Here is a 19,871-nt window from a genome sequence, read left to right as displayed (position 1 = left end):
CGAAAGTTGAGTAAAGCGTTTACATTTTCCGTTCCAATTGTACGTACTTATTTAAAAATTTAACGAAAATTATTGTTTATTAGTACGTACAAATATAGAATAATCCCGTTTGCATTTTCTGTCAATGTTTTCTTGTATAGATCACTGTGATATACTGAAATTTGTCCGTATACATTTTGGAGGAATGGATATGTTACCAAAATATGCTCAAGTAAAAGAAGAAATCAGTTCATGGATTAATCAAGGCAAAATTCTGCCCGATCAAAAGATCCCTACCGAAAACGAGTTAATGCAGCAATTTGGCGTCAGCCGGCATACCATTCGTAAAGCCATCGGAGACCTCGTATCGCAAGGCCTGCTTTACAGCGTGCAAGGCGGGGGCACCTTTGTCGCTTCACGCTCTGCTAAATCAGCGCTGCATTCCAATAAAACGATCGGCGTTCTGACGACCTACATATCAGACTATATTTTTCCGAGCATCATTAGGGGAATCGAGTCTTATTTAAGCGAGCAGGGATATTCTATGCTTCTGACAAGCACAAACAACAATCCGGATAATGAACGCAGAGGATTAGAAAACCTGCTGTCACAGCATATTGACGGATTGATTGTAGAACCGACAAAAAGCGCTCTGCAAACGCCGAATATTGGCTACTATCTCAATTTAGAAAAAAACGGCATTCCTTTTGCGATGATTAATGCGTCATACGCCGAGCTTGCCGCACCAAGTTTTACTCTGGATGATGTGAAAGGCGGCATGATGGCGGCCGAGCACCTGCTCTCTCTCGGCCATACGCACATGATGGGTATTTTTAAAGCTGATGACACGCAGGGTGTCAAACGGATGAACGGATTTATACAGGCGCATCGCGAGCGTGAGTTATTTCCTTCTCCGGATATGATTGTGACGTTTACGACGGAAGAAAAGGAATCAAAGCTGCTGGAGAAAGTAAAAGAGACATTGGAGAAAAACAGCAAAAACATGCCGACTGCTATTCTTTGCTATAATGATGAAATTGCACTGAAGGTTATTGATATGCTTCGGGAGATGGATATCAAGGTGCCTGAGGATATGTCCATCGTTGGGTATGATGATTCCCATTTCGCGCAAATCTCTGAGGTGAAATTAACCTCTGTGAAGCACCCAAAGTCTGTGCTGGGAAAAGCGGCTGCAAAATATGTTATTGACTGTTTAGAGCATAAAAAGCCTAAGCAGGAAGATGTCATTTTTGAGCCTGAGCTGATCATCCGTCAGTCCGCAAGAAAGCTGAATGAATAAAAAAGCAATGTATGGGTTTCCCCTTTACATTGCTTTTTTTATGGCCTTTATCTGTTTTTCCAAATGTCAGCCACGATTTCAAATGAACGCATTCTGTCAGCGTGTTCAAAGGTTTCTGAGTTGACCATAATTTCATCGGCCTGAGTCGTTTTGACAAAGTCTTCAAGCTTTTCTTTCACTTCTTCAGGACCGCCAACGATGGTTGAACTAAGCTGCTCATGAACCATTGCTTTTTCATATGGGCTCCAGATTTGATCCATGTCTTCTACTGGCGGCTTCAGCTGGTTCGGCGTGCCGCGGACAAGATCAAGGAATCGCTGGTAATGCGATGTAGCCAGATGCTGCGCTTTCTCGTTTGTATCTGCGGCGATAATCGTTACGCCGACCATCGCATACGGTTCATCGAGCACTTCTGACGGTGTAAAGGAATTGCGGTACAGCTCCAAAGCGGGAACCGTATTCGCCGGTGAGAAATGAGCAGCGAATGCAAACGGAAGGCCCAGCTCACCTGCAAGACGGGCACTAAAATCGCTTGAGCCCAGCAGCCAAATCGGCACATCTATGCCCTCTCCCGGAATGGCGCGGACTTGATTGCGCACGTTTCCTGACGGTTTAAAGTAATTGCGCAGTTCCTCTAATTGTTCTGGGAAATCTTCACCGCTGCTGATGTTTCTGCGGAGCGCCCTTGCAGTCAATTGGTCTGTTCCCGGTGCACGTCCGAGCCCCAGATCAATCCGTCCGGGATACAGTGTTTCCAGTGTGCCGAATTGTTCAGCGATTACAAGTGACGAGTGATTCGGAAGCATAATACCGCCGGAACCGACGCGGATTTTCTTTGTGCCGCCGGCAATATGGCCGATCAGTACGGCGGTGGCAGAGCTTGCGACACCTTCGATATTATGATGCTCTGCAAGCCAATAGCGGTGATAGCCCCACTCCTCTGCACGGCGCGCCAAATCCATGCTGTTTCGGAATGACTCTGTTATCGTTCCCCCTTGAACAACAGGAGATAAATTCAAGACAGAAAGCAAGGTATCTTTGCGTTGGTTGTTAGACATATTGTTCTCCTTTGCAGTTGTGATATAAGTAAACAGCCTCATGCTGTTATGTCTTTATCGAAAGGACTTCTATCACACCATAACACAACTGCGTTTAGGATGAAAAGAATTTGATTCGATGAAATTCGAACAATAAAAATTACGTTTCTTCATTTTGATTTTTACGCAAACAGTTCCTGTGCCATCTCAATGAAAAGCTTAGCCGCCAAAGAAGCCTCATGTAATGAAGGAACGGCAAGCTGCACATCCCGATACACCTGCGGATCGAGATCCCGCGTCACCACATGCTCCGGCAGCGGCATTCCCGACATGGACATTTCTGATAAAATCGCCAGCCCCAAGCCTTCTCTGATCATATTGATCGAGGTGTTCATGTTATAGACTGTAAAAGCGGCGTTCAGCGTAGCGCCCGCCTGCCTGAACATATCGTGAAAAGGTGATTCATAGCCGCCGTCACAGACGATTATTGGTTCATGATCGAGATCTTTCAGCGTAATGGCTGAACGGCTGCAAAGCGGATGATCATCTCTGAGCACGACGGCCATTTTATCTTTTTTCAGATGAATGTACTCCATCTCGTCTGTTGGATACAGAAGAATGCCGACATCTATCATCCGCGTGTGAAGCCACTCCTTAACTTCATTTACGGTTCCCTCATGCAGTACGAGCTCCAGTTTCGGATATTTTTGTTTAAACTCACTGATCAGCTTCGGCATAAAATAAGCCGAGGCAGTTGAGAATGTGCCAATATGGATCGTTCCCAATTCGAAGCCTTTTTCCGCGGCCGCGACTTGTTCAACTTTTTCAACACCTTTTAAAACTTCCCTGATGTGGACTAAAACCTTTTTTCCTGTTTCGGTCAGCATCAGGCCATTGCGGCGGTCACGGATGATCAGCTTCACATCAAGCTCTGCTTCAATGGCAGAAATCGCATGGCTGACAGCCGGCTGCGTCATGTTCAGCGCCTGCCCCGCTTTTGTAAAACTCCCCGTTTCAGCTATTTTTACGAAAACCCTTAATTGTGTAATGGTCATAACAATTTACTTATGCTCCTTATAAAAAAGATTCATTTTATTTATCTTATATTCTACCGTATCATATGATGGAAAAGTTCTACAAGGAGTGATCAAAAAGTGAACCAGCTCTCAAAAACGCGGACAGCGCTCCTGCTCGCCTTTCTCGTCATCATGTGGGGCGTCAATTGGCCGCTGTCGAAAGCAGCGCTCGCCTATTCGCCGCCATTGTTGTTCGCGGGCATCCGGACGCTGATCGGCGGACTTTTATTAGTCATTGTCGCACTGCCGCGCATTCATAAATTGCGCTTAAAAGAAACATGGCCGATTTATCTTGTTTCTGCGATTTTAAATATTACATTATTCTATGGTCTGCAAACGATCGGGCTGAATTATCTTCCAGCCGGCTTGTTTTCCGCTATCGTCTTCTTTCAGCCGGTGCTGATGGGTGTGTTTTCTTGGCTGTGGCTTGGCGAATCGATGTTTGCGATGAAAGTGATCGGGCTGATCCTCGGTTTTGCGGGTGTAGCGGTCATTAGTGCCGCGGGCTTTGGCGGGCATATTTCTGTCATTGGGGTTCTGCTCGCTCTCGGTTCCGCAATCAGCTGGGCGTTCGGGACGGTATATATGAAAAAAACAGGGAGCCGCGTCGATTCCATTTGGATGGTCGCCTTGCAGCTGACGATCGGAAGCGTGTTTCTGTTGATATCCGGCTTTGGGACAGAAAGCTTTTCCGCGATCCAATGGACAGCTCCTTTTATCACGAGCCTGCTGTTCATCTCTGTATTCGTCATCGCGCTCGGCTGGCTTGTCTTTTTTACCCTTGTCGGTTCAGGAGAAGCAAGCAAGGTCGCATCATATACTTTTTTGATCCCGCTCATATTCAATCGTGGCCAGCTCCATTTTCCTGCATGAACCGCTCACCTTAAGCCTCTTCGCGGGTCTGCTGCTGATTGTCACGAGCATCTGCCTCGTGAATTCGAAATCCAAAGCACAGAAAACCGCGTCGATTGGTGTAAAGGAGAAGGCCGCACAATAAGAAAAACCCTCTTGCCGGATGTGGCAAGAGGGTTTTTCTTATTTACTGATACTTGCGTCCTTTGACCAAATATGCAACTGTAATCAAAAGGTAGATCGCCGCAGTGATGAGCGTAATGACAATTGACGTTGTCATGATGACCCCGATCAGAATGGCGAGTAATGCCAGAACCGCAAACCATGTCGTGTACGGGAACCATTTGACATAATAAGCAGGTGTTTCAGTTTGCTCTTTTCTCGATTTCAAATGGGCGAATCCGATGATCAGCCAAATGAATAAAACGGTATATCCCAATGAACCCATTAAGTAATTAAACGTTTGGCTTCCTGCGAACAGAGAAATCAATACGCCAATATATAGAGAAGACGTGCACATCAGTATCGCAAACATCGGGACGTTTTTCGATGAAAGCTTAGAAAAGATCCGCGGCAGTCTTCCGTCAGTTGCCTGTGTATACAAAATGCGGGACGATCCGTATAAACCTGAATTCATAGAGGAAATGATGGCAAGCAGGATGACTGCATTCATGATATGATCCGCCCCCGGAATGCCTACCATTTTAAAGACCATCACAAAAGGACTTTCAGGAACTGAATTCACTTGATTCCACGGGATCAGACTGACAATGATGAAAAACGGAAGCAGGTAGAATGCGACAATCCGTGTTAATGTGCTGCGGACTGCTTTCGGGACAACCTGTTCCGGATTTTTTGTCTCAGCCAGCGTCACACCGATAATTTCTGTACCGCCATAGGAATAGATGACGACAAGCATGGCCGTGATCAGCCCGGTGCCTCCGTGCGGGAAAAATCCGCCGTGCTCTGTCAGATTCGAAAACCCGGCAGCTGTATGATCACCGAATGATACAAATAAGAGCAGCAATCCTAATAAAATAAAGATAACAATAACGGTAATCTTGATCATAGCCAGCCAATACTCAGTTTCGGCGAAGATTTTTACAGAAAGCAAGTTCACAATCGTAACAACAAGAGAAATTGCTAATGCCAGCACCCAGATCGGGCAGCCCGGCAGCCAATATTGAATAAAGATCGCAGCTACAACAGCCTCAGCCGCAATGTTAAGCACCCACATTTTCCAGTAGATCCAGTCCAAGAAATATGCAGCGTAATTTCCTAACACCTGCTGCACAAGATCACGGAAGGTTCTCGCGTTTCGGTTGCGCACAGCCATTTCTGCGAGCCCCTGCATTATAAACAGCAAAATAATGCCGCCGAGCAGGTATGCGATAATGACCGATGGCCCTGCCACATCGATTGCCGAACTGCTTCCTTTAAATAAACCTGCTCCGATTGCACCGCCCAGCGCCATCATCATAATATGGCGGGACGTCATCGTGCGTTTTAACGTCTGATTGTCCTTTTTCATCCTCTTTTTCCTCTCCTTCTCGTCTTCAAAAACAAAAAAAGCCCGCCGTCTCTTATCTATACGAATAGATAAAGAGACGACGAGCCTTCGGCTGACCGCGGTACCACTCTTGTTGATCCTTCCTAGAAGAATCCAGCTTTTTGACCCTGTAACGAAGGTTAGCCGTTAAAACATGGGGAATATTCAATCTATTCCGTTTCGTCCTACCACTCCCGGGCGAGTTCAAAGAAGAATCAGGCTGCGTCGCACCATCCCGCAGCTCTCTGTTCTGATACCTTTCTTTTACTGCTCCCAATCTATGTGTTTTAGTTTTCTGAAAAACTTAAATTTTATGATCTGAATATATTAACATAATATACGTGCTTCTCTTTTCTCTGTCAATAACTTGCGAGAAAAAAGAAATTGTTATTTTGTCCCTTTCTGAATGGCCTTCCAGAAGGATTCCGATTCGTGTCCTAAAGCATAGACAGAGACACCGGCTATTTTATATTTTTTCGCTAGACGGCTTTTTGTTTCGATTGTTTTTTCATTTTCATACCAAACGACATGTTTATGTTTCTTTTTGTCAGTGTAAGAAAACGTCATAGAACCTGTTTTTTTATTGAATGCCGGCTTTGCTTTCTGCTTCTTAATGAGAGACTTGATGTCATTCCATTCCTTCGCTGAGCTGCTGCTTCCGTCTTTCAGATCCCAATCATAGCCGTACGCAGGGACCCCCATGATCACTTTGTTTGCTTTGATTTTTTTGACAGAAAACTGCAGCGAGCGCTTGATCCAGCTTGTGCTTGCCACTGAGCCCGGTTCGCCCCAAATGCCGTGTTCGTCGTAAGTCATGACTTGCACATAGTCGGCATATTTCCCGATTTTCGCATAATCATACGGCCAGCTCCAGTCATCGTTTTTATCATCGGCGCTTTTGGCCGGAACGGAAACCATTGTTTTGATATGTTTCTTTTTCAAAGCTTGTGAGACATATTGAATGAAACTTGAGTATGCAGAACGGTCTTTCGGATTAACTGCCTCAAAGTCAATATTGACTCCGTAATAGTGGTGCTTTTTTGCCAAAGAAATGAGCTGGTCTGTGAATCGTTTTCTCGCTGTTTTGTCAGTCATGACCCGATTCGCTAAGTTTCCGTCAAAATCATAAATAGCGTCATTATAATTGGAAATGACGGCCCACGTTTTGATTTTATTTTTTTTCGCGTATGTAAGCTGCTTGCTCGGGACATCGCCAATCACACGTCCGTTTTTATCAAACGCAAACGTATCAGTGGCAATGGAGCTGATATATTTATGGTATTTCGTAAGAGAATTGTATGATGCCGTATCCCCAGTTGTATAGCCTAATGTCATACCGGCCGCCTTTGCTTCTGTTTTTGTATACATAAACAGAACGATCGCAATCGCTAGTGAAACAGCTATGATCAGCCATTTTTTCATTTCGTTCCCTCCTTTTTCACGTCATATTCTTCTCATCGGCCAAATTTTTGGAAAATGAAGTTTTTTCAAGCAGAAAGCCCGACATAAGTTGCCGGGCTTTTTTAGATCAGCGGTCAGATACGAGAATATAAGCCGCTTTAACCGGACCGTGAACACCGACCACCAAATCCATTTCGATGTCGGCGGAGTTGCTCGGTCCTGTAATGTAGTTAATGCATGAGGGAACCGTGATGCCGTCAGCGATATTTTGCCGGATGATATCACTGGCTTGTGTCATTCTCGGCACTATGCTTGATTTCGGCACAATGGCAATATAGGTTGTCGGCAGAAGACTGACAGAGCGGCCGATGTCTTTTGAAGAATAAAGGACAACCGTACCCGACTCGGCCAGTGTGATTTCACTGAATGTAATCCCCACATTCGCTTGCTCCGCTTTTTTGATATTTTCTTCACCTTGGTCAGCATCCCATTCCCAGACTTGCGTTCCTTCACCAGGCCAGTCTTTGGTGAGCAGGCTATTTAAACCGTAAGCCTCAAACCGGGGGTCCTTCGGAATGATGACAGGCCCTCCGGAAAACCGGCTGACTTGTTCGCGCAAGGCATCGTACAAACCGATTGAATCCGTCTCAATCAGCTCAGTATGGATTTTGACACAATGGTTTTTGAGCACCGTGACTAAGTCATCGGCCGAATACCCTTCAAATGTTTTATATTGCGGCTGATGCGCCCACTCCGGGACGGCCACGCCACCCGTTCTTCTGTCTCGGCCAAGGCGTGACGCGATCCGGTTTAAAAAGCTCTCTTGATTCTGAATGGTTCCCTTCGTCATCACTGCTCCTCCTTCGTGCGTTCACTTGTTTCTCTGTCTGTAAACCAGTCTCTGAATCTTGATTTATGCGGTGCCGGGAAGTCGCGGATTTGCGTCCAGCCTTTAAGCGGGCCGGGCCCTTTTGAAATTTTGTCATCCTCTGTAAAAGGCGTCATGGCGGCCGGCGCCCATTTTGAGCCCATTTTATAAAGCGACAAAGAGGAAGACCCAAGACCGAATGCTTTCATCGCAAGCTTTTCACTGATCGGCGCTCTGCCTTCTTTTTCGACGATGTTCTGACGATGCTTGAGAAGCAGCTCATGAAGCGGGATTTTGACCGGGCAGGCTTCTGAACAAGCCGCGCACAGTGTAGACGCGTACGGCAGCTCCTTATAATCGTCATAACCGCCGAGCAGCGGCGATAAAACGGCCCCGATCGGCCCCGAGTAAATCGAGCCGTATGAGTGTCCGCCGACATGGCGGTACACAGGGCAGACATTGATACAGGCAGCACAGCGGATACATTGCAGCACAGACTGAAATTCGGTGCCGAGAATGTTGGACCGGCCATTGTCAACAATGACAAGATGGAATTCCTCCGGGCCGTCGATTTCGTCTTCCAGTTTGGGGCCGGTTAAGGCCGTGATATAACTCGTCAGCCGCTGTCCGACAGCACTTCTTGTCAGCATGCCGACAAGCACTTCAAATTCGGAAAATGACGGGACAATGCGCTCCATTCCCATGACAGTGATTTGTGTTTTAGGCAATGTCGTGACAAGCCGCCCGTTTCCTTCATTGGTTACAAGGCTGACTGAACCCGTGTCGGCAATGGCAAAGTTGCAGCCGGTAATGCCGATATCGGCTTCCAGGAATTTTTTCCGGAGGATGCCGCGCGCATGCATAACGAGCTCTTCCGGTTTTTCTGTGTGTTTATAGTCCAGTCTTTCTTTAAACACATCGCGAATCTGCTCTTTATTTTTATGAAGAGCCGGTGCCACAATATGTGACGGCGGGTCGTGATCATCAATCTGCAAAATATATTCGCCGAGGTCAGTTTCGACGACTTCGCAGCCTTCCTTCTCCAGCACTTCATTCAGATTGATTTCTTCTGTCACCATAGATTTAGACTTTACGATTTTTTTGCCGTTTTTCTTTTGAATCACGCTGCGGATATAAGAGGATGCTTCTTCAGCTGTCTCAGCAAAATAAACGTGTCCTCCTCTGCTTGATACATTGGATGCAAGCTGCTCCAAATAAAAATCAAGATTTTCAAGGACATGCTGTCTGATCTCCTCAGATAACGAACGCCATTCTTCCCAGTTTCCCAGCTCTTCGGCTGCTTCCAGCCGTCTCGTCCGCAGACGCTCCTGCGCACCCGAAACAGCGCCTCTCATAAATTCATTATCGATCCCCTGTGATACCCGCTCTTTAAAAGCGTCAGTACCGATTTTCATCGCCATGATCCTTTTCCCCCTCTGTATCCAGTGTTATCTGCTGTTGAGCACTTCGGCGATGTGCATCACTTTGACATTCTTGTCTTTTCGGCCGAGCCGTCCCCCGATATTCATCAAACAGCCGCAGTCAGCGCCGATGAGCACCTCTGCTCCCGTTTCCTCCACACATGCGACTTTCTCATCAACCATCTGCTCAGAAATCTGCGCCATTTTAACAGAGAACGTTCCTCCGAATCCGCAGCAGTTGTGTTTCCCCGGAAGTGACGTGAATTCAAGCCCCTTCACATGGCTCAGCAGTTTCATCGGCTCCTCCGATACGCCGAGCAGCCTCGTCATATGGCATGACGTATGTAAGGTCGCTTTTTTATGAAGGGTCGCGCCGACATCCTCTACCCCAAGGACGTTGACGATAAAATCTGTTAATTCATACGTTTTATCCGCCAGCTTCTGCGCTTTATCCGCCCATTTCGGATCATCTTTAAACAGGTGCGGATACTCCCTGAACATTGTGGTGCAGGAACCGGATGGACTGACGACATAATCTGACTCCTGAAACGTTTCAATCATTCGTTTCATTGCTTTTTTGGCGTCATTGACATAACCGCTGTTGTAAGCCGGCTGGCCGCAGCAGATCTGCCCCTCCGGAAAATCAACCTCACATCCGAGCCGCTCAAGCAGCTCTACCGTTGCTTTTCCTACGTTTGTTTGAAACATATCAACAAGACAAGTGACAAAAAGTGAGACTTTCATGATGAACCCCTCTCTCATCCCCAATATATGATCTGGTCATCTGATGACCTGAAGTTAAAGCTTTTACCAATATCGTACACTATTTGGACACAAAATTGAAAGCATTTTCTAATGATTTCAGCAATAAAAAAACGCCTGTACATAGGACAGAGCGTTCAAAAGGGCTGATACTGCTTTTTAATGTTCCTGCGTATTTCTTATATGTTTTCACAAAGAGATAGAGGAATGAAAGAGCCCTGAGAAGGACGATCCAACCCGCGCCTCCTCTCATTAGCGCAAAAGAGTTTCAAACAAAAAAGCACCGATGAACGCTGAACCTGACATATTCCATAACACTGGTGTATAGTACAAGCTTTGCGGATGGACAAATAAGTCGGCCAAAAATAAACCTGTAAATAAAAAGGAACCTGGTTATGTATGATTAACCAGATTCCTCATTAAATCCATCCTTTCTCCTCAGCAATACTAGCCGCTTCTGTCCGGTTTTTCGCATTCAGTTTTTGGATGATTTCTGAGATATAGTTTCGGACTGTGCCTTGAGATAAATAGAGTTCAAGTGTGATGTCTTTTGTTGTCTTGCCTAAAGCAGCCAGCCTCAGTATTTCTTGTTCTCTTACAGTCAGCGGATTTTCATCACGAATCATGTTGAAGGTTAATTCCGGGCTGAACATCCGTTTTCCCTTTACACACTTTCGTATGGCATCCGCCAGATCGTCAATTTCCCCATCCTTCAAAAGATATCCGTGTACGCCGGCTTTGACGGCGCGTTCAAAATATCCTGGGCGGGCAAAGGTTGTCAGAATAATGACCTTGCTTTTACAGCCTTTTTTCATTAGCTCCTCTGCAACCTCCAGCCCGCTGTAAACCGGCATTTCAATGTCCATGATGCAGACATCCGGCTCCAGCCTGAGAATGGCTTTCAGCGCCTCTTCTCCATTTAACGCTTGTCCGATGACCTTCATATCCTCTTCCAGGTCAAGCAAGGATCCCAGAGCGCCTAAAAGCATTCGCTGATCCTCAGCAATAAATAGACGAATCATCTATTTCGTCCTCCTATCATTCTGCTTTTCTAATGAGCGGAATCGTCAGTGTCAACACCGTTCCGTTATGGTCTGAAAGAGTCATCTCTCCGTCAATAAACATCAGCCGCTCTTCCATTCCCCGCAATCCATTCCCAAACATCTTCTCCTTCACCGCTCCTGTTCCGTCATCCCGTATGAGAACGGTCATTTTGTCGGCATATTGAGAAATGGTGACTGCACAATGGGTCGCTTTGCTGTGCTTGATGATATTTGTCACTGCCTCCCGCATACACATACTGACAATATTTTGAGTGACGGGGGATATGTCTGAAAAATCTTCGGCCCCTTCGTATTGAAAAGTAATATTACCCGCTCTTAAAATGTGCCGAATGTTGGCTAGCTCCTCCGTCATGGTGACCGTTCTCATATCCGCTACAAGCTCACGAACTTGTTTGAGTGCCGCACGCGAGCTTGTTTCCATTTCTTTCGCTTCAAGCTTGGTCCGTTCTGCATCTGCTGCCGCCAGCCGCTGAATCAGCTGGCTTTTTAACGTGAGGAGCGAGAGGGTATGGCCGAGTGTATCATGAAGATCGCGGGCTATCCGAACACGTTCCTCCCTTTTGGTGAGTTCCTTTATATGTTCGTTGGCTTGGTCAAGCTTTTTTTCAAGCTCTATTCTTCGAAACATGGAACGAATTCCGAAGGGAGAAATCAGCATAATGACCAGAAACGGAAGAACAGAAAACAGCTCCCTGATCGAAGCCGAATCCGCCAGAAAATGATACAGGCAAGGAAATATCAGCATGAAGACAAGCCCAAAGAAAGCACGGTTGAACTTCGTTTTCTCACGGTAATAGCCCACAAAGTTTGCCGGGAAAAAGCCTAAATAAATATAGCTGATATGATAAAACAAACTATAAATAAAAATAATGGCCATTTGCGCGCATAACCAATACGTAAATGAAGGTCTGTCCGCACTGACGAACAATTGACGATATGTCACAACAAATAGGAGCAGCATGCCATATCCCAGCACTTGTTTGCTGCCTGATTCTCTCAATAAAGAAAGAAACGGCATAATGGTATACACCAAAAAGATATAAGGGAAAAAACCGAAATGCTTTGGAAATATGGAATTTATGAGTTTCATGTATTACACCGCTTCTTGTTTTCTTCTTATATACTTAAATAGTAGCATGAAGATCACTAAATAAGCGATTAACATCAGAATATTTTTCCAGGTTGGAAGCTCGCCTTGAACAAGAGCCCACGCTCCGCTCCCAAAATGATAAGACGGGAGCCATTGACCTATGTTTTTCAATATGTCCGGCATGACCTCGATCGGCATCCACATGCCCCCGCTTATCGCCAGCAGCATGTAAAGCACATTACTGACCCCGGCTGCCGTTTCTACTTTTCTCATGAGACCGATTAATGTCCCTAACGCTAAAAACGGAAATGCCCCAATTAAAATCCAAAGCCCGCTCATGACCCATTCAAACGGTGACAAGTCAATGCCGTTTATGATGGCGCCGGCAAGAAAGATGACAGTAATAGATAAAAGATGAATGACACTTTGCCCGATCATCTGAGCCGCCAAATAAATATGATCCGGCAGAGGCGTGATGCGGATAAAAACTGACCAGCCTTGTGCCCGTTCTTGTACCAAACGGATTCCAAGCGTCATCATAGACGAACCCATTACGCTGAAGGTGGTCATTGACATTAAATAATGGGCATTCCAGGCATCCTTGTCAGGAACATTGGTATTCACTACGTTTGTAAAGAGATAGTAAAAGGCAATCGGCATAACAAGCGACCAAAACACAAAGTATTTATTCCTGAGCACCCTTTTCATTTCAGCTATGCACTGTTTCCGCAGCATGTTCATCTCACATCGCCTCCCTGTTCCCGTCAGCAAGCTGTCGAAATGCCTCATCGAGCGTTCCTTGTTCGATTCGAATATCATGTGCATTGATGTTTTCTTGAAAGATGAGCCCTAACACTTTATCAGTATTTGACGTTTGAATGCTGACTCGCTGATGCTTTTGAGTCACTCGTTCTACTTCCGGATGCCGATAGAGCTTTTCCAATGATTCATCCGATGAAACCTTAAAGGAAACAGACTGCTTCTGAATCCTTGCTCTGATTTGCTTCGGCGTTTCGTCTGCGGCAAGCCGTCCTTCAGCAAAAAACAAAATGCGCTGCGCGGCATCATCTGCTTCCTGTAAATAATGAGTTGAAAAAATAATGGTCTTTCCTTGATCCGCCAAGCTGTTCACTGTCTTCCAAAACTGGTGTCTTGATGTCGTGTCCATTCCGACAGTCGGTTCATCAAATACAAGTAACTCCGGATTGCCGGCAAGTGCCAAAGCAAAGCTCAGACGGCGTTTTTGTCCGCCGGATAATTTCTCTGCCGGTGTTTTCAAATCTTCTTTTGTGAGTGCTGTCAGCGAGACAAGCTCTTTCATGGATAATGGATGGGGATAATAACTGCGGATAAGCTCGAGGGTTTCGCAGACCTTTAATCCCGGCATGACACTTACTTCCTGCAGCATGGTACCGATTTTTTCACGCACCTGTTTTTCATCAGGCTGACGGTTAAATAATTTGATTTCACCCTCACTTGGCTTCAGCAATCCCAGCATCATAGAGATCGCTGTTGTCTTCCCTGCGCCATTCGGGCCAAGGATGGCCACGATCTCTCCTTTTCCTATGCTGAAATGAATGTTCTTCACTGCTGTTTTTTGCTGAAAATGTTTTGTGACATTTCTTACTGACACAACCTCATTCATTTTATGAGCACCTCCTGATTGCTTACATTGATTGTAAAATACCGAATCAGATGATTTTAGTAAGGGGTGTCATGATTTGAGATGACAAATGTCATTTGTGTCATTCAGATGATATTACCGCTTTATATTATATCCGGCACCTAGGCAATCCTTCCGCTACATCTTCCAATCAATCCAGCTCTCCATGCCGCATGTCCTCTTTCTGCAAGACGCCTATTTACTTTCATAGAAAGCCCGCAATTCACGCCTTGAAGTGGTATGATATACATATTAATCTTCATGTCGTTTTAGCTGAAAGGAGCCGACTATGGATCAAGCTATTTTGACTAGGAATCATGTGAAGGTGAGGGGGAACGGCACAACACCAATTGTATTTGCACCTGGATTCGGGTGTGATCAAAGCGTGTGGGATGCCGTAGTTCCTGCCTTTGAAGACGAATACCAGCTGATTCTATTTGATTATGTAGGTGCGGGAAATTCTGATTTGCACGCATATGATATGGTTCGTTACCGCACACTTGACGGCTATGCCCAGGATGTTCTGGATGTTTGTGAAGCGTTAGATCTGTCAAAAGCCGTTTTTGTGGGGCATTCTGTGGGGGCTGTGATTGGCATGCTTGCATCATTACGACGTCCCGAGCTTTTTTCACAACTGATTATGGTGGGGCCTTCTCCTTGCTATTTAAATGATCCGCCTGAGTATTACGGGGGTTTTGAGGAAGAGCAGCTCCTTGGGTTAATAGATATGATGGAGAAAAACTACATAGGCTGGGCAACCGTTTTTGCGGCGACCGTAGTGAATCAGCCGGATCGGCCAGAAATTAAGGAAGAGCTGGAAAGCCGTTTTTGTTCTACTGATCCTATCATCGCACGGCAATTCGCGAAGGCGGCGTTTTTTTCAGATCATCGAAAAGATCTTCCAAAGGTGACCGTGCCTTCGCTTATCCTGCAATGTTCGAATGATGTCATTGCACCGTCATTAGTAGGTGAGTATATGCAAAAGCATCTCCCTTACAGCACACTCATACAGATGAAAGCCAACGGGCACTGCCCGCATATGAGCCATCCCGAAGAGACAATACAGCTGATCAGCGATTATTTGAACGCATACGTGATTTAGGAACGAAAGGGATAGAGGTGACCCTCTGAATGGATCAACAATTGAATTATGCACCATGCGGTTTCCTTACTTTATCTGAAGAGGGTACAATTTTTGCTGTCAATCACACCTTGCTTAAGATTCTTGATTACGAATCGGAACAGGTGATCGGTCAGCATATCAATGCTCTTTTAACCGTTCCTGCAAAGCTTTTTTATCAGCTTTATTTTGTTCCGCTTTTGCAGCTTGAACAACACATTGAAGAAATGTACATCTCCCTGGAAACAAACAATGGGGAAGAAGTCCCCGTCCTTGTAAACGCAGTTCGGAGAGCGGATCAGGAAGCCGCTGTAACAGAATGCGTTGTCATTCCGATGCGGAAGCGAAACGAATATGAAAATGAGCTGCTGATTGCCAGAAACGCGGCTGAGGAAGCACTGCTCGCCAAACAGAAAGCAAATGCGGAGCTGGAAATTGCTTTGCAGACGCTGAAGGTGAAACAAGAAGAGCTTCTTGCGATCAATAAGCAAAATCAGCAATTCAGATCGAATACAAAAAGAGAGCTTGAACTCGCCAGGAAGATTCAAGAAAATTCATTGACCGAACCGATCTTGAATGATCAAATTCAGATTGATTCGTATTATAAAGCATCCAGTGACTTATCAGGCGACTTATATGGATTTTATCAAATCGATGAGCACCGCTACGGCTTGATCCTCCTTGATGTGATGGGACACGGCATTTCTTCTGCATTAGTTACGATGTCCCTCCACCCTTTATTCCAGCGATTAATGACACAAGGGATCAGTCCCGACAAAGTCATGAAGGAACTAGACTACCATCTTCACAGTTTGTTTCAAAACGACGAGGAAGCAAGGCATTACTGTACCGCCATTTGCCTCATCATTGATACAGACCGGCAAAGAATTGATTATGTCAACGCGGGCCATCCGCCCGCATTATGGCAGGATGCCGAGGGAACCCAATCAACGCTGGACGCAACCGCACCGCCGATTGGGATGTTTGAAGAAGCGGTGTTTCAGTCAAGCAGCCTTCACTATACACGCGGCGGAAGGCTGCTTCTGTATACAGACGGTGTGATGGACCCGACGGCATCATGTTATTTACACCGTTTAATAAAGAATCATCCTGATTTGCCTATAGCTGAGCTGAAAAACAAAATCCTCTCATCTCTTCAAGCTGAGCCCAAGAACGATGATGAGTGTTTTATTTTAGTAGATGTAAAATAAAAGAATCCATGAGAGATAACAATGCGTTGTTACACCTCATGGATTTTCATTATTTTTTCGGGATATGGCCTGTTTCCGCGTATTTGAATACCTGTAAGGACGGCAGCGGATGTCCGTTGAAATCAAACAAAGCTTGATTATCCACTGCACTTCCTCCATACCACTTACCTGCGTCTTCAGGATCGTATTCGGCTGCATAGCTGGAGGCCCATCCGGAACCATATGTTTCCCATATCGTTTTATTTTTCTCCAATTGCGTCTTCGGGCCGACCGGAATCCACGCAGGCTCCCAATAAAAAACGCCCAATCCGGCTGTTCCTGTCTTTGCCACTGCGTCCATCACATCTCTTACGGCATTTGCCTGGCCTTGCACTGAAATCGGGTATGGCAGCGTCTGACCGCTTTTAGGCGCTGTGTTTTCATGTCCGTCTCCGTCTTCAGCCGTATAGGTGTATGACGTTTCCGCCACCATGACTTTTTTGCCGTACGTATCCGCAACAGCTTTCAGCACGGAGGACAAATTGTGTAACGTACCGTGCCAGAATGGATAATACGAGCTGGCAAATACATCATAATCGACTTTATTTTTGTTGAGGGTTTCAGCAATATATGAATATCGTCCCGACGTTTCTGGGTTGGTGAAATGCAGCGCGATCAATATGTCACGATTTGTTTCCCTGACTGCCCGGCTTCCTTCATTGAATAATTGACTCATCTTCTTCCAATCCGTTTCCCCGGCAAATGCTCCTGTTGTTTCGTTTCCGACCTGTACCATACCGATATCAATGCCTTCCTTGACCATGGCTTGCAGACTTTGTTTTGTAAATCCATAGAGCTTCGCTTTCTTAGCTTCGAAGCTTAAGTTCGCCCAAGCCTTTGGCACCTTCTGTTTTGCAGGATCTGCCCAGAAATCGGAATAATGAAAATCTGCCAGCAGCTTCATCCCGTTCGCGGTTGCTCTTTTTCCGATTTGGATGGCTTTTTGAACATCATTACTGCCTCCCCCATAACCATTGCCATAAGCGTTATACGGGTCATTCCAAATGCGGACGCGGACATAGTTGACACCTGCTTGCTTTAAGGTTGTAAAGATGTCCTGACGTTTTCCGCTTGCATTGTAAAAGGTTACACCGCTGTTTTCTAAAGCAATAATGCTCGACACGTCAACTCCTTTGATAAAGTCCTTGTTCATGCCCGCTACCTTTTTAACAAAAAGGTCATTTGCCTGAAGCTCTGACACATATTTCTCCCCCTCTGCGGCGGCATATCCCGTCGAACTTCCGATCCCGCTCCAGACGATGACAGCGGCTAACAGCACGATGATTCTGCTTTTCATATTTCCACCCTCTCACGTAAGCGATTTCAAAAAAGACCCCGCCCATATAGAGCGGAGGCACACCTCAATGTGAGTTCACGACAATTCTCACTTCATATTTTTCCAAGATCAGGTCTCCTGAAAGCATTTCACCAGTAACGATATCCTTCACACGCTTATCAAACGAAACCAGCTGCTGTTGTTCCGTAAAATTCATGATGAAGATATAGTCATTGTGCTGATCCTGTCTCGCCTGTACGGAGACGCCTTTACCATGCTTAACCGGAAAAACCGGAGACAAAGACAGTTCTTTTATCAAACTTTGATAAAAATCCCGGTGAAATTGATCCTCTAAACGCGCGCCGATAAAATACGCTTTTCCTTGTTCATATTGATGGCTTGTAACCGCAGGGGTATGCGCATAAAAGTCATCCTGATACACACCCTCTGCCGTTGCGGCTTTCAATTCGATCACCGTTGCATAATCTTTCATTTCATACGTTTGATTGCGGTAGCTGACGGCATTTCGGTCTTTCGGATACAGCGTATCTGTTTCGAGCGGCTCAATTCCAAATATCGTTTGCAAGTCTGGGTGCCAGCCGCCTGTATACGTTAAGTCATGCTCGTTGACGATTCCGCTGATATAGGTCATCACCAAGGTTCCGCCGTTAGCCGTAAACTTCTTTAATCGCGAAATGGTTTCTTCACTGATTACATACAGCATGGGGACGATCAGCAGCTTATACGCTGAAAAATCTTGTTCTTTTGTAATGACGTCGACCGGGATATCCTGTTCCCAGAATGTGCGGTAATGCTGCTGCAGTGTTTGCGGATAACGCTTTGTCGCTTTTGCAAATCCCTGAGCGTCCTCAAGCGCCCAATTATTTTCCCAATCATACAAAATAGCAGCTTCAGACGGTCTCTTCGTTCCAACGACTTCAGACAGCTGTTCCAATGTCTCCCCGACTTTTGCCACTTCTTGAAAGACACGGTTCTTTGTGCTGTTGTCATGATCCACAATCGCCCCATGCAGTTTTTCCGATGATCCTCGTGATTTTCGAAATTGGAAATAGAGGACGCTGTCTGACCCGTGGGCAATCATTTGCATAGATGAAAGCAGGTTCATGCCCGGGCGTTTTGCTTTGTTTACGTTATGCCAATTGACAGCGCTAGGCGTACACTCCATTAATAGAAAGGGCTGCTGCTTCAGGCTTCTGTACAGATCATTGATAAAGCCGACCTTCATCGCCAAATCTGCTGTGCTTTCCCAATCATTGTGCCACACAGGATAAGCGTCCCAGCTGATAACATCCACATGCTTTGCAAATTTGCTGTAGTCGAGACCCTGATAAGGAATTAAATCTGGTGTATCACCCATAAAATTCGTTGTTATCGGAATGTCCGGCGTCAGCTCTTTCAGCGGTACGATTTCATTTTCATAAAAGGAAATGGTTTGATCCGTGACAAACCGGCGCCAGTCTAAGTTCAGGCCGTGCAAGCCATTTTCTCCAATCGGGGAAGGGCTTTCAATTTGTGACCAGTCATTAAATGTATGGCTCCAAAACGGTGTCCACCACGCGTTATTCAATGCCTTGAGACTATTGTCATATTTCATTCTCAGCCACTCTCTGAAAGCGTTCTGGCATAGGTCACAGTGGCATTCTCCTCCATATTCATTGGAAATATGCCACATGAAAAGCGATGGATGTCCGCGGTATCTTTCTGCTAATAAACGGTTGATGTGCCGCGTTTTTTCACGATAGACCTTGGACGTCAGGCAGTGGTTATGCCGTCCGCCGTGCAGCTGTTTCACTCTGGAGGCATTGACCCGCAGCACTTCAGGGTAGGTTTGCGACAGCCAGGCAGGACGCGCTCCGCTCGGCGTTGCTAAAATGACACGGCCGCCGATACTGTGGATACGGTCAAAAACATCATCAAGCCATTCAAATTGATATACACCTTCCTCCGGCTCAAGCGCACTCCATGCAAAAATGCCGACAGAAAACGTATTGGTATGGGAAAGCTTCATCAGCTTTATATCGTCGGCTAAAATATCCGGCCGATCCAGCCATTGATCAGGGTTGTAGTCTCCTCCGTGGAGCATAAATTTCGCTTTTGTAACGTGCTTTTTTTCAAGCTTTGACATGATTTTCTCCCCCTTAT

16 protein-coding genes, 1 pseudogene and 1 other annotated feature are annotated in these 19,871 nt (G+C 45.8%); of the genes and pseudogenes, 4 read left to right on the top strand and 13 right to left on the bottom strand.

The window, feature by feature from the left end; all coding sequences use genetic code 11:
• Window positions 1-190 precede the first annotated feature (190 nt).
• Window positions 191-1,279 carry an arabinose utilization transcriptional regulator AraR gene (gene araR / locus CJU60_RS03770; protein ID WP_141243758.1) on the top strand — a complete coding sequence of 363 codons (1,089 nt, stop codon included), beginning with the start codon at window positions 191-193 and terminating at the stop codon, window positions 1,277-1,279.
• A gap of 47 nt (window positions 1,280-1,326) precedes the next feature.
• Here araR and CJU60_RS03765 read toward each other — a convergent pair whose 3' ends face one another.
• Together CJU60_RS03765 and CJU60_RS03760 are read right to left on the bottom strand one after the other, a co-directional pair.
• A complete protein-coding gene (locus CJU60_RS03765) occupies window positions 1,327-2,337 on the bottom strand; it encodes an LLM class flavin-dependent oxidoreductase (protein WP_095712990.1) in 1,011 nt (336 codons plus the stop codon).
• A 161-nt stretch (window positions 2,338-2,498) separates the two neighbouring features.
• Complete coding sequence (locus tag CJU60_RS03760; protein WP_095712989.1) at window positions 2,499-3,371, bottom strand: LysR family transcriptional regulator; 873 nt, start codon at window positions 3,369-3,371, stop codon at window positions 2,499-2,501.
• A 99-nt stretch (window positions 3,372-3,470) separates the two neighbouring features.
• Between CJU60_RS03760 and CJU60_RS03755 the strand changes: the two are divergent.
• Window positions 3,471-4,389, top strand: a pseudogene (locus CJU60_RS03755) (DMT family transporter).
• A gap of 42 nt (window positions 4,390-4,431) precedes the next feature.
• On the opposite strand, the gene CJU60_RS03750 reads toward CJU60_RS03755, so the two are convergent.
• From CJU60_RS03750 to CJU60_RS03705, 9 genes are all read right to left on the bottom strand, one after another.
• Entirely contained in the window at window positions 4,432-5,775 is a 1,344-nt protein-coding gene (locus CJU60_RS03750; protein ID WP_024122901.1) for an amino acid permease, read from the bottom strand.
• Window positions 5,776-5,844: 69 nt separating this feature from the next.
• Window positions 5,845-6,083, bottom strand: a binding site (T-box leader).
• A 97-nt stretch (window positions 6,084-6,180) separates the two neighbouring features.
• Entirely contained in the window at window positions 6,181-7,215 is a 1,035-nt protein-coding gene (locus CJU60_RS03745) for a glycosyl hydrolase family 18 protein (protein WP_095712988.1), read from the bottom strand.
• A gap of 106 nt (window positions 7,216-7,321) precedes the next feature.
• On the bottom strand, window positions 7,322-8,044 hold the full coding sequence (lutC, locus tag CJU60_RS03740) for a lactate utilization protein LutC (RefSeq protein ID WP_095712987.1): 723 nt from the start codon (window positions 8,042-8,044) through the stop codon (window positions 7,322-7,324).
• Entirely contained in the window at window positions 8,044-9,483 is a 1,440-nt protein-coding gene (gene lutB / locus CJU60_RS03735) for a lactate utilization iron-sulfur protein LutB (protein WP_095712986.1), read from the bottom strand. Before lutB ends, lutC begins: the two co-directional genes overlap by 1 nt.
• A 27-nt stretch (window positions 9,484-9,510) precedes the next feature.
• Window positions 9,511-10,227 (bottom strand): lactate utilization iron-sulfur protein LutA, encoded by a 717-nt coding sequence (gene lutA / locus CJU60_RS03730; protein ID WP_024122905.1) that lies wholly within the window; start codon window positions 10,225-10,227, stop codon window positions 9,511-9,513.
• 437 nt (window positions 10,228-10,664) lie between these two features.
• Entirely contained in the window at window positions 10,665-11,267 is a 603-nt protein-coding gene (yvfU, locus tag CJU60_RS03720) for a two-component system response regulator YvfU (protein WP_059334943.1), read from the bottom strand.
• Between the two features lie 16 nt (window positions 11,268-11,283).
• Window positions 11,284-12,399: a sensor histidine kinase gene (locus tag CJU60_RS03715; RefSeq protein WP_141243757.1), complete on the bottom strand. Its 1,116-nt coding sequence runs from the start codon at window positions 12,397-12,399 to the stop codon at window positions 11,284-11,286.
• Window positions 12,400-12,402: 3 nt separating this feature from the next.
• Window positions 12,403-13,140, bottom strand: a complete 738-nt coding sequence (locus CJU60_RS03710; protein WP_024122909.1) for an ABC transporter permease — start codon at window positions 13,138-13,140, stop codon at window positions 12,403-12,405.
• A 1-nt stretch (window position 13,141) separates the two neighbouring features.
• The gene (locus CJU60_RS03705) at window positions 13,142-14,044 is read right to left on the bottom strand and encodes an ABC transporter ATP-binding protein (protein WP_095712985.1); all 903 of its coding nucleotides are present in this window, start codon (window positions 14,042-14,044) and stop codon (window positions 13,142-13,144) included.
• Between the two features lie 307 nt (window positions 14,045-14,351).
• Between CJU60_RS03705 and CJU60_RS03700 the strand changes: the two genes are divergently transcribed.
• Window positions 14,352-15,164, top strand: a complete 813-nt coding sequence (locus CJU60_RS03700; protein WP_095712984.1) for an alpha/beta fold hydrolase — start codon at window positions 14,352-14,354, stop codon at window positions 15,162-15,164.
• Window positions 15,165-15,193: 29 nt separating this feature from the next.
• The gene (gene rsbP, locus CJU60_RS03695; RefSeq protein WP_095712983.1) at window positions 15,194-16,393 is read left to right on the top strand and encodes a phosphoserine phosphatase RsbP; all 1,200 of its coding nucleotides are present in this window, start codon (window positions 15,194-15,196) and stop codon (window positions 16,391-16,393) included.
• A 49-nt stretch (window positions 16,394-16,442) separates the two neighbouring features.
• Here rsbP and ganB read toward each other — a convergent pair whose 3' ends face one another.
• Together ganB and CJU60_RS03685 are read right to left on the bottom strand one after the other, a co-directional pair.
• Window positions 16,443-17,729, bottom strand: a complete 1,287-nt coding sequence (gene ganB, locus CJU60_RS03690; protein ID WP_095712982.1) for an arabinogalactan endo-beta-1,4-galactanase — start codon at window positions 17,727-17,729, stop codon at window positions 16,443-16,445.
• Between the two features lie 64 nt (window positions 17,730-17,793).
• Window positions 17,794-19,857 (bottom strand): beta-galactosidase GanA, encoded by a 2,064-nt coding sequence (locus tag CJU60_RS03685; protein ID WP_095712981.1) that lies wholly within the window; start codon window positions 19,855-19,857, stop codon window positions 17,794-17,796.
• Between the last annotated feature and the right edge of the window lie 14 nt (window positions 19,858-19,871).

The organism is Bacillus sp. 7705b (assembly GCF_002289525.1).
In the GTDB taxonomy this organism is placed as follows: domain Bacteria; phylum Bacillota; class Bacilli; order Bacillales; family Bacillaceae; genus Bacillus; species Bacillus halotolerans.
Note: the sequence above shows the minus strand (reverse complement) of the source record. Positions and strands in the feature narration are given on the sequence as shown.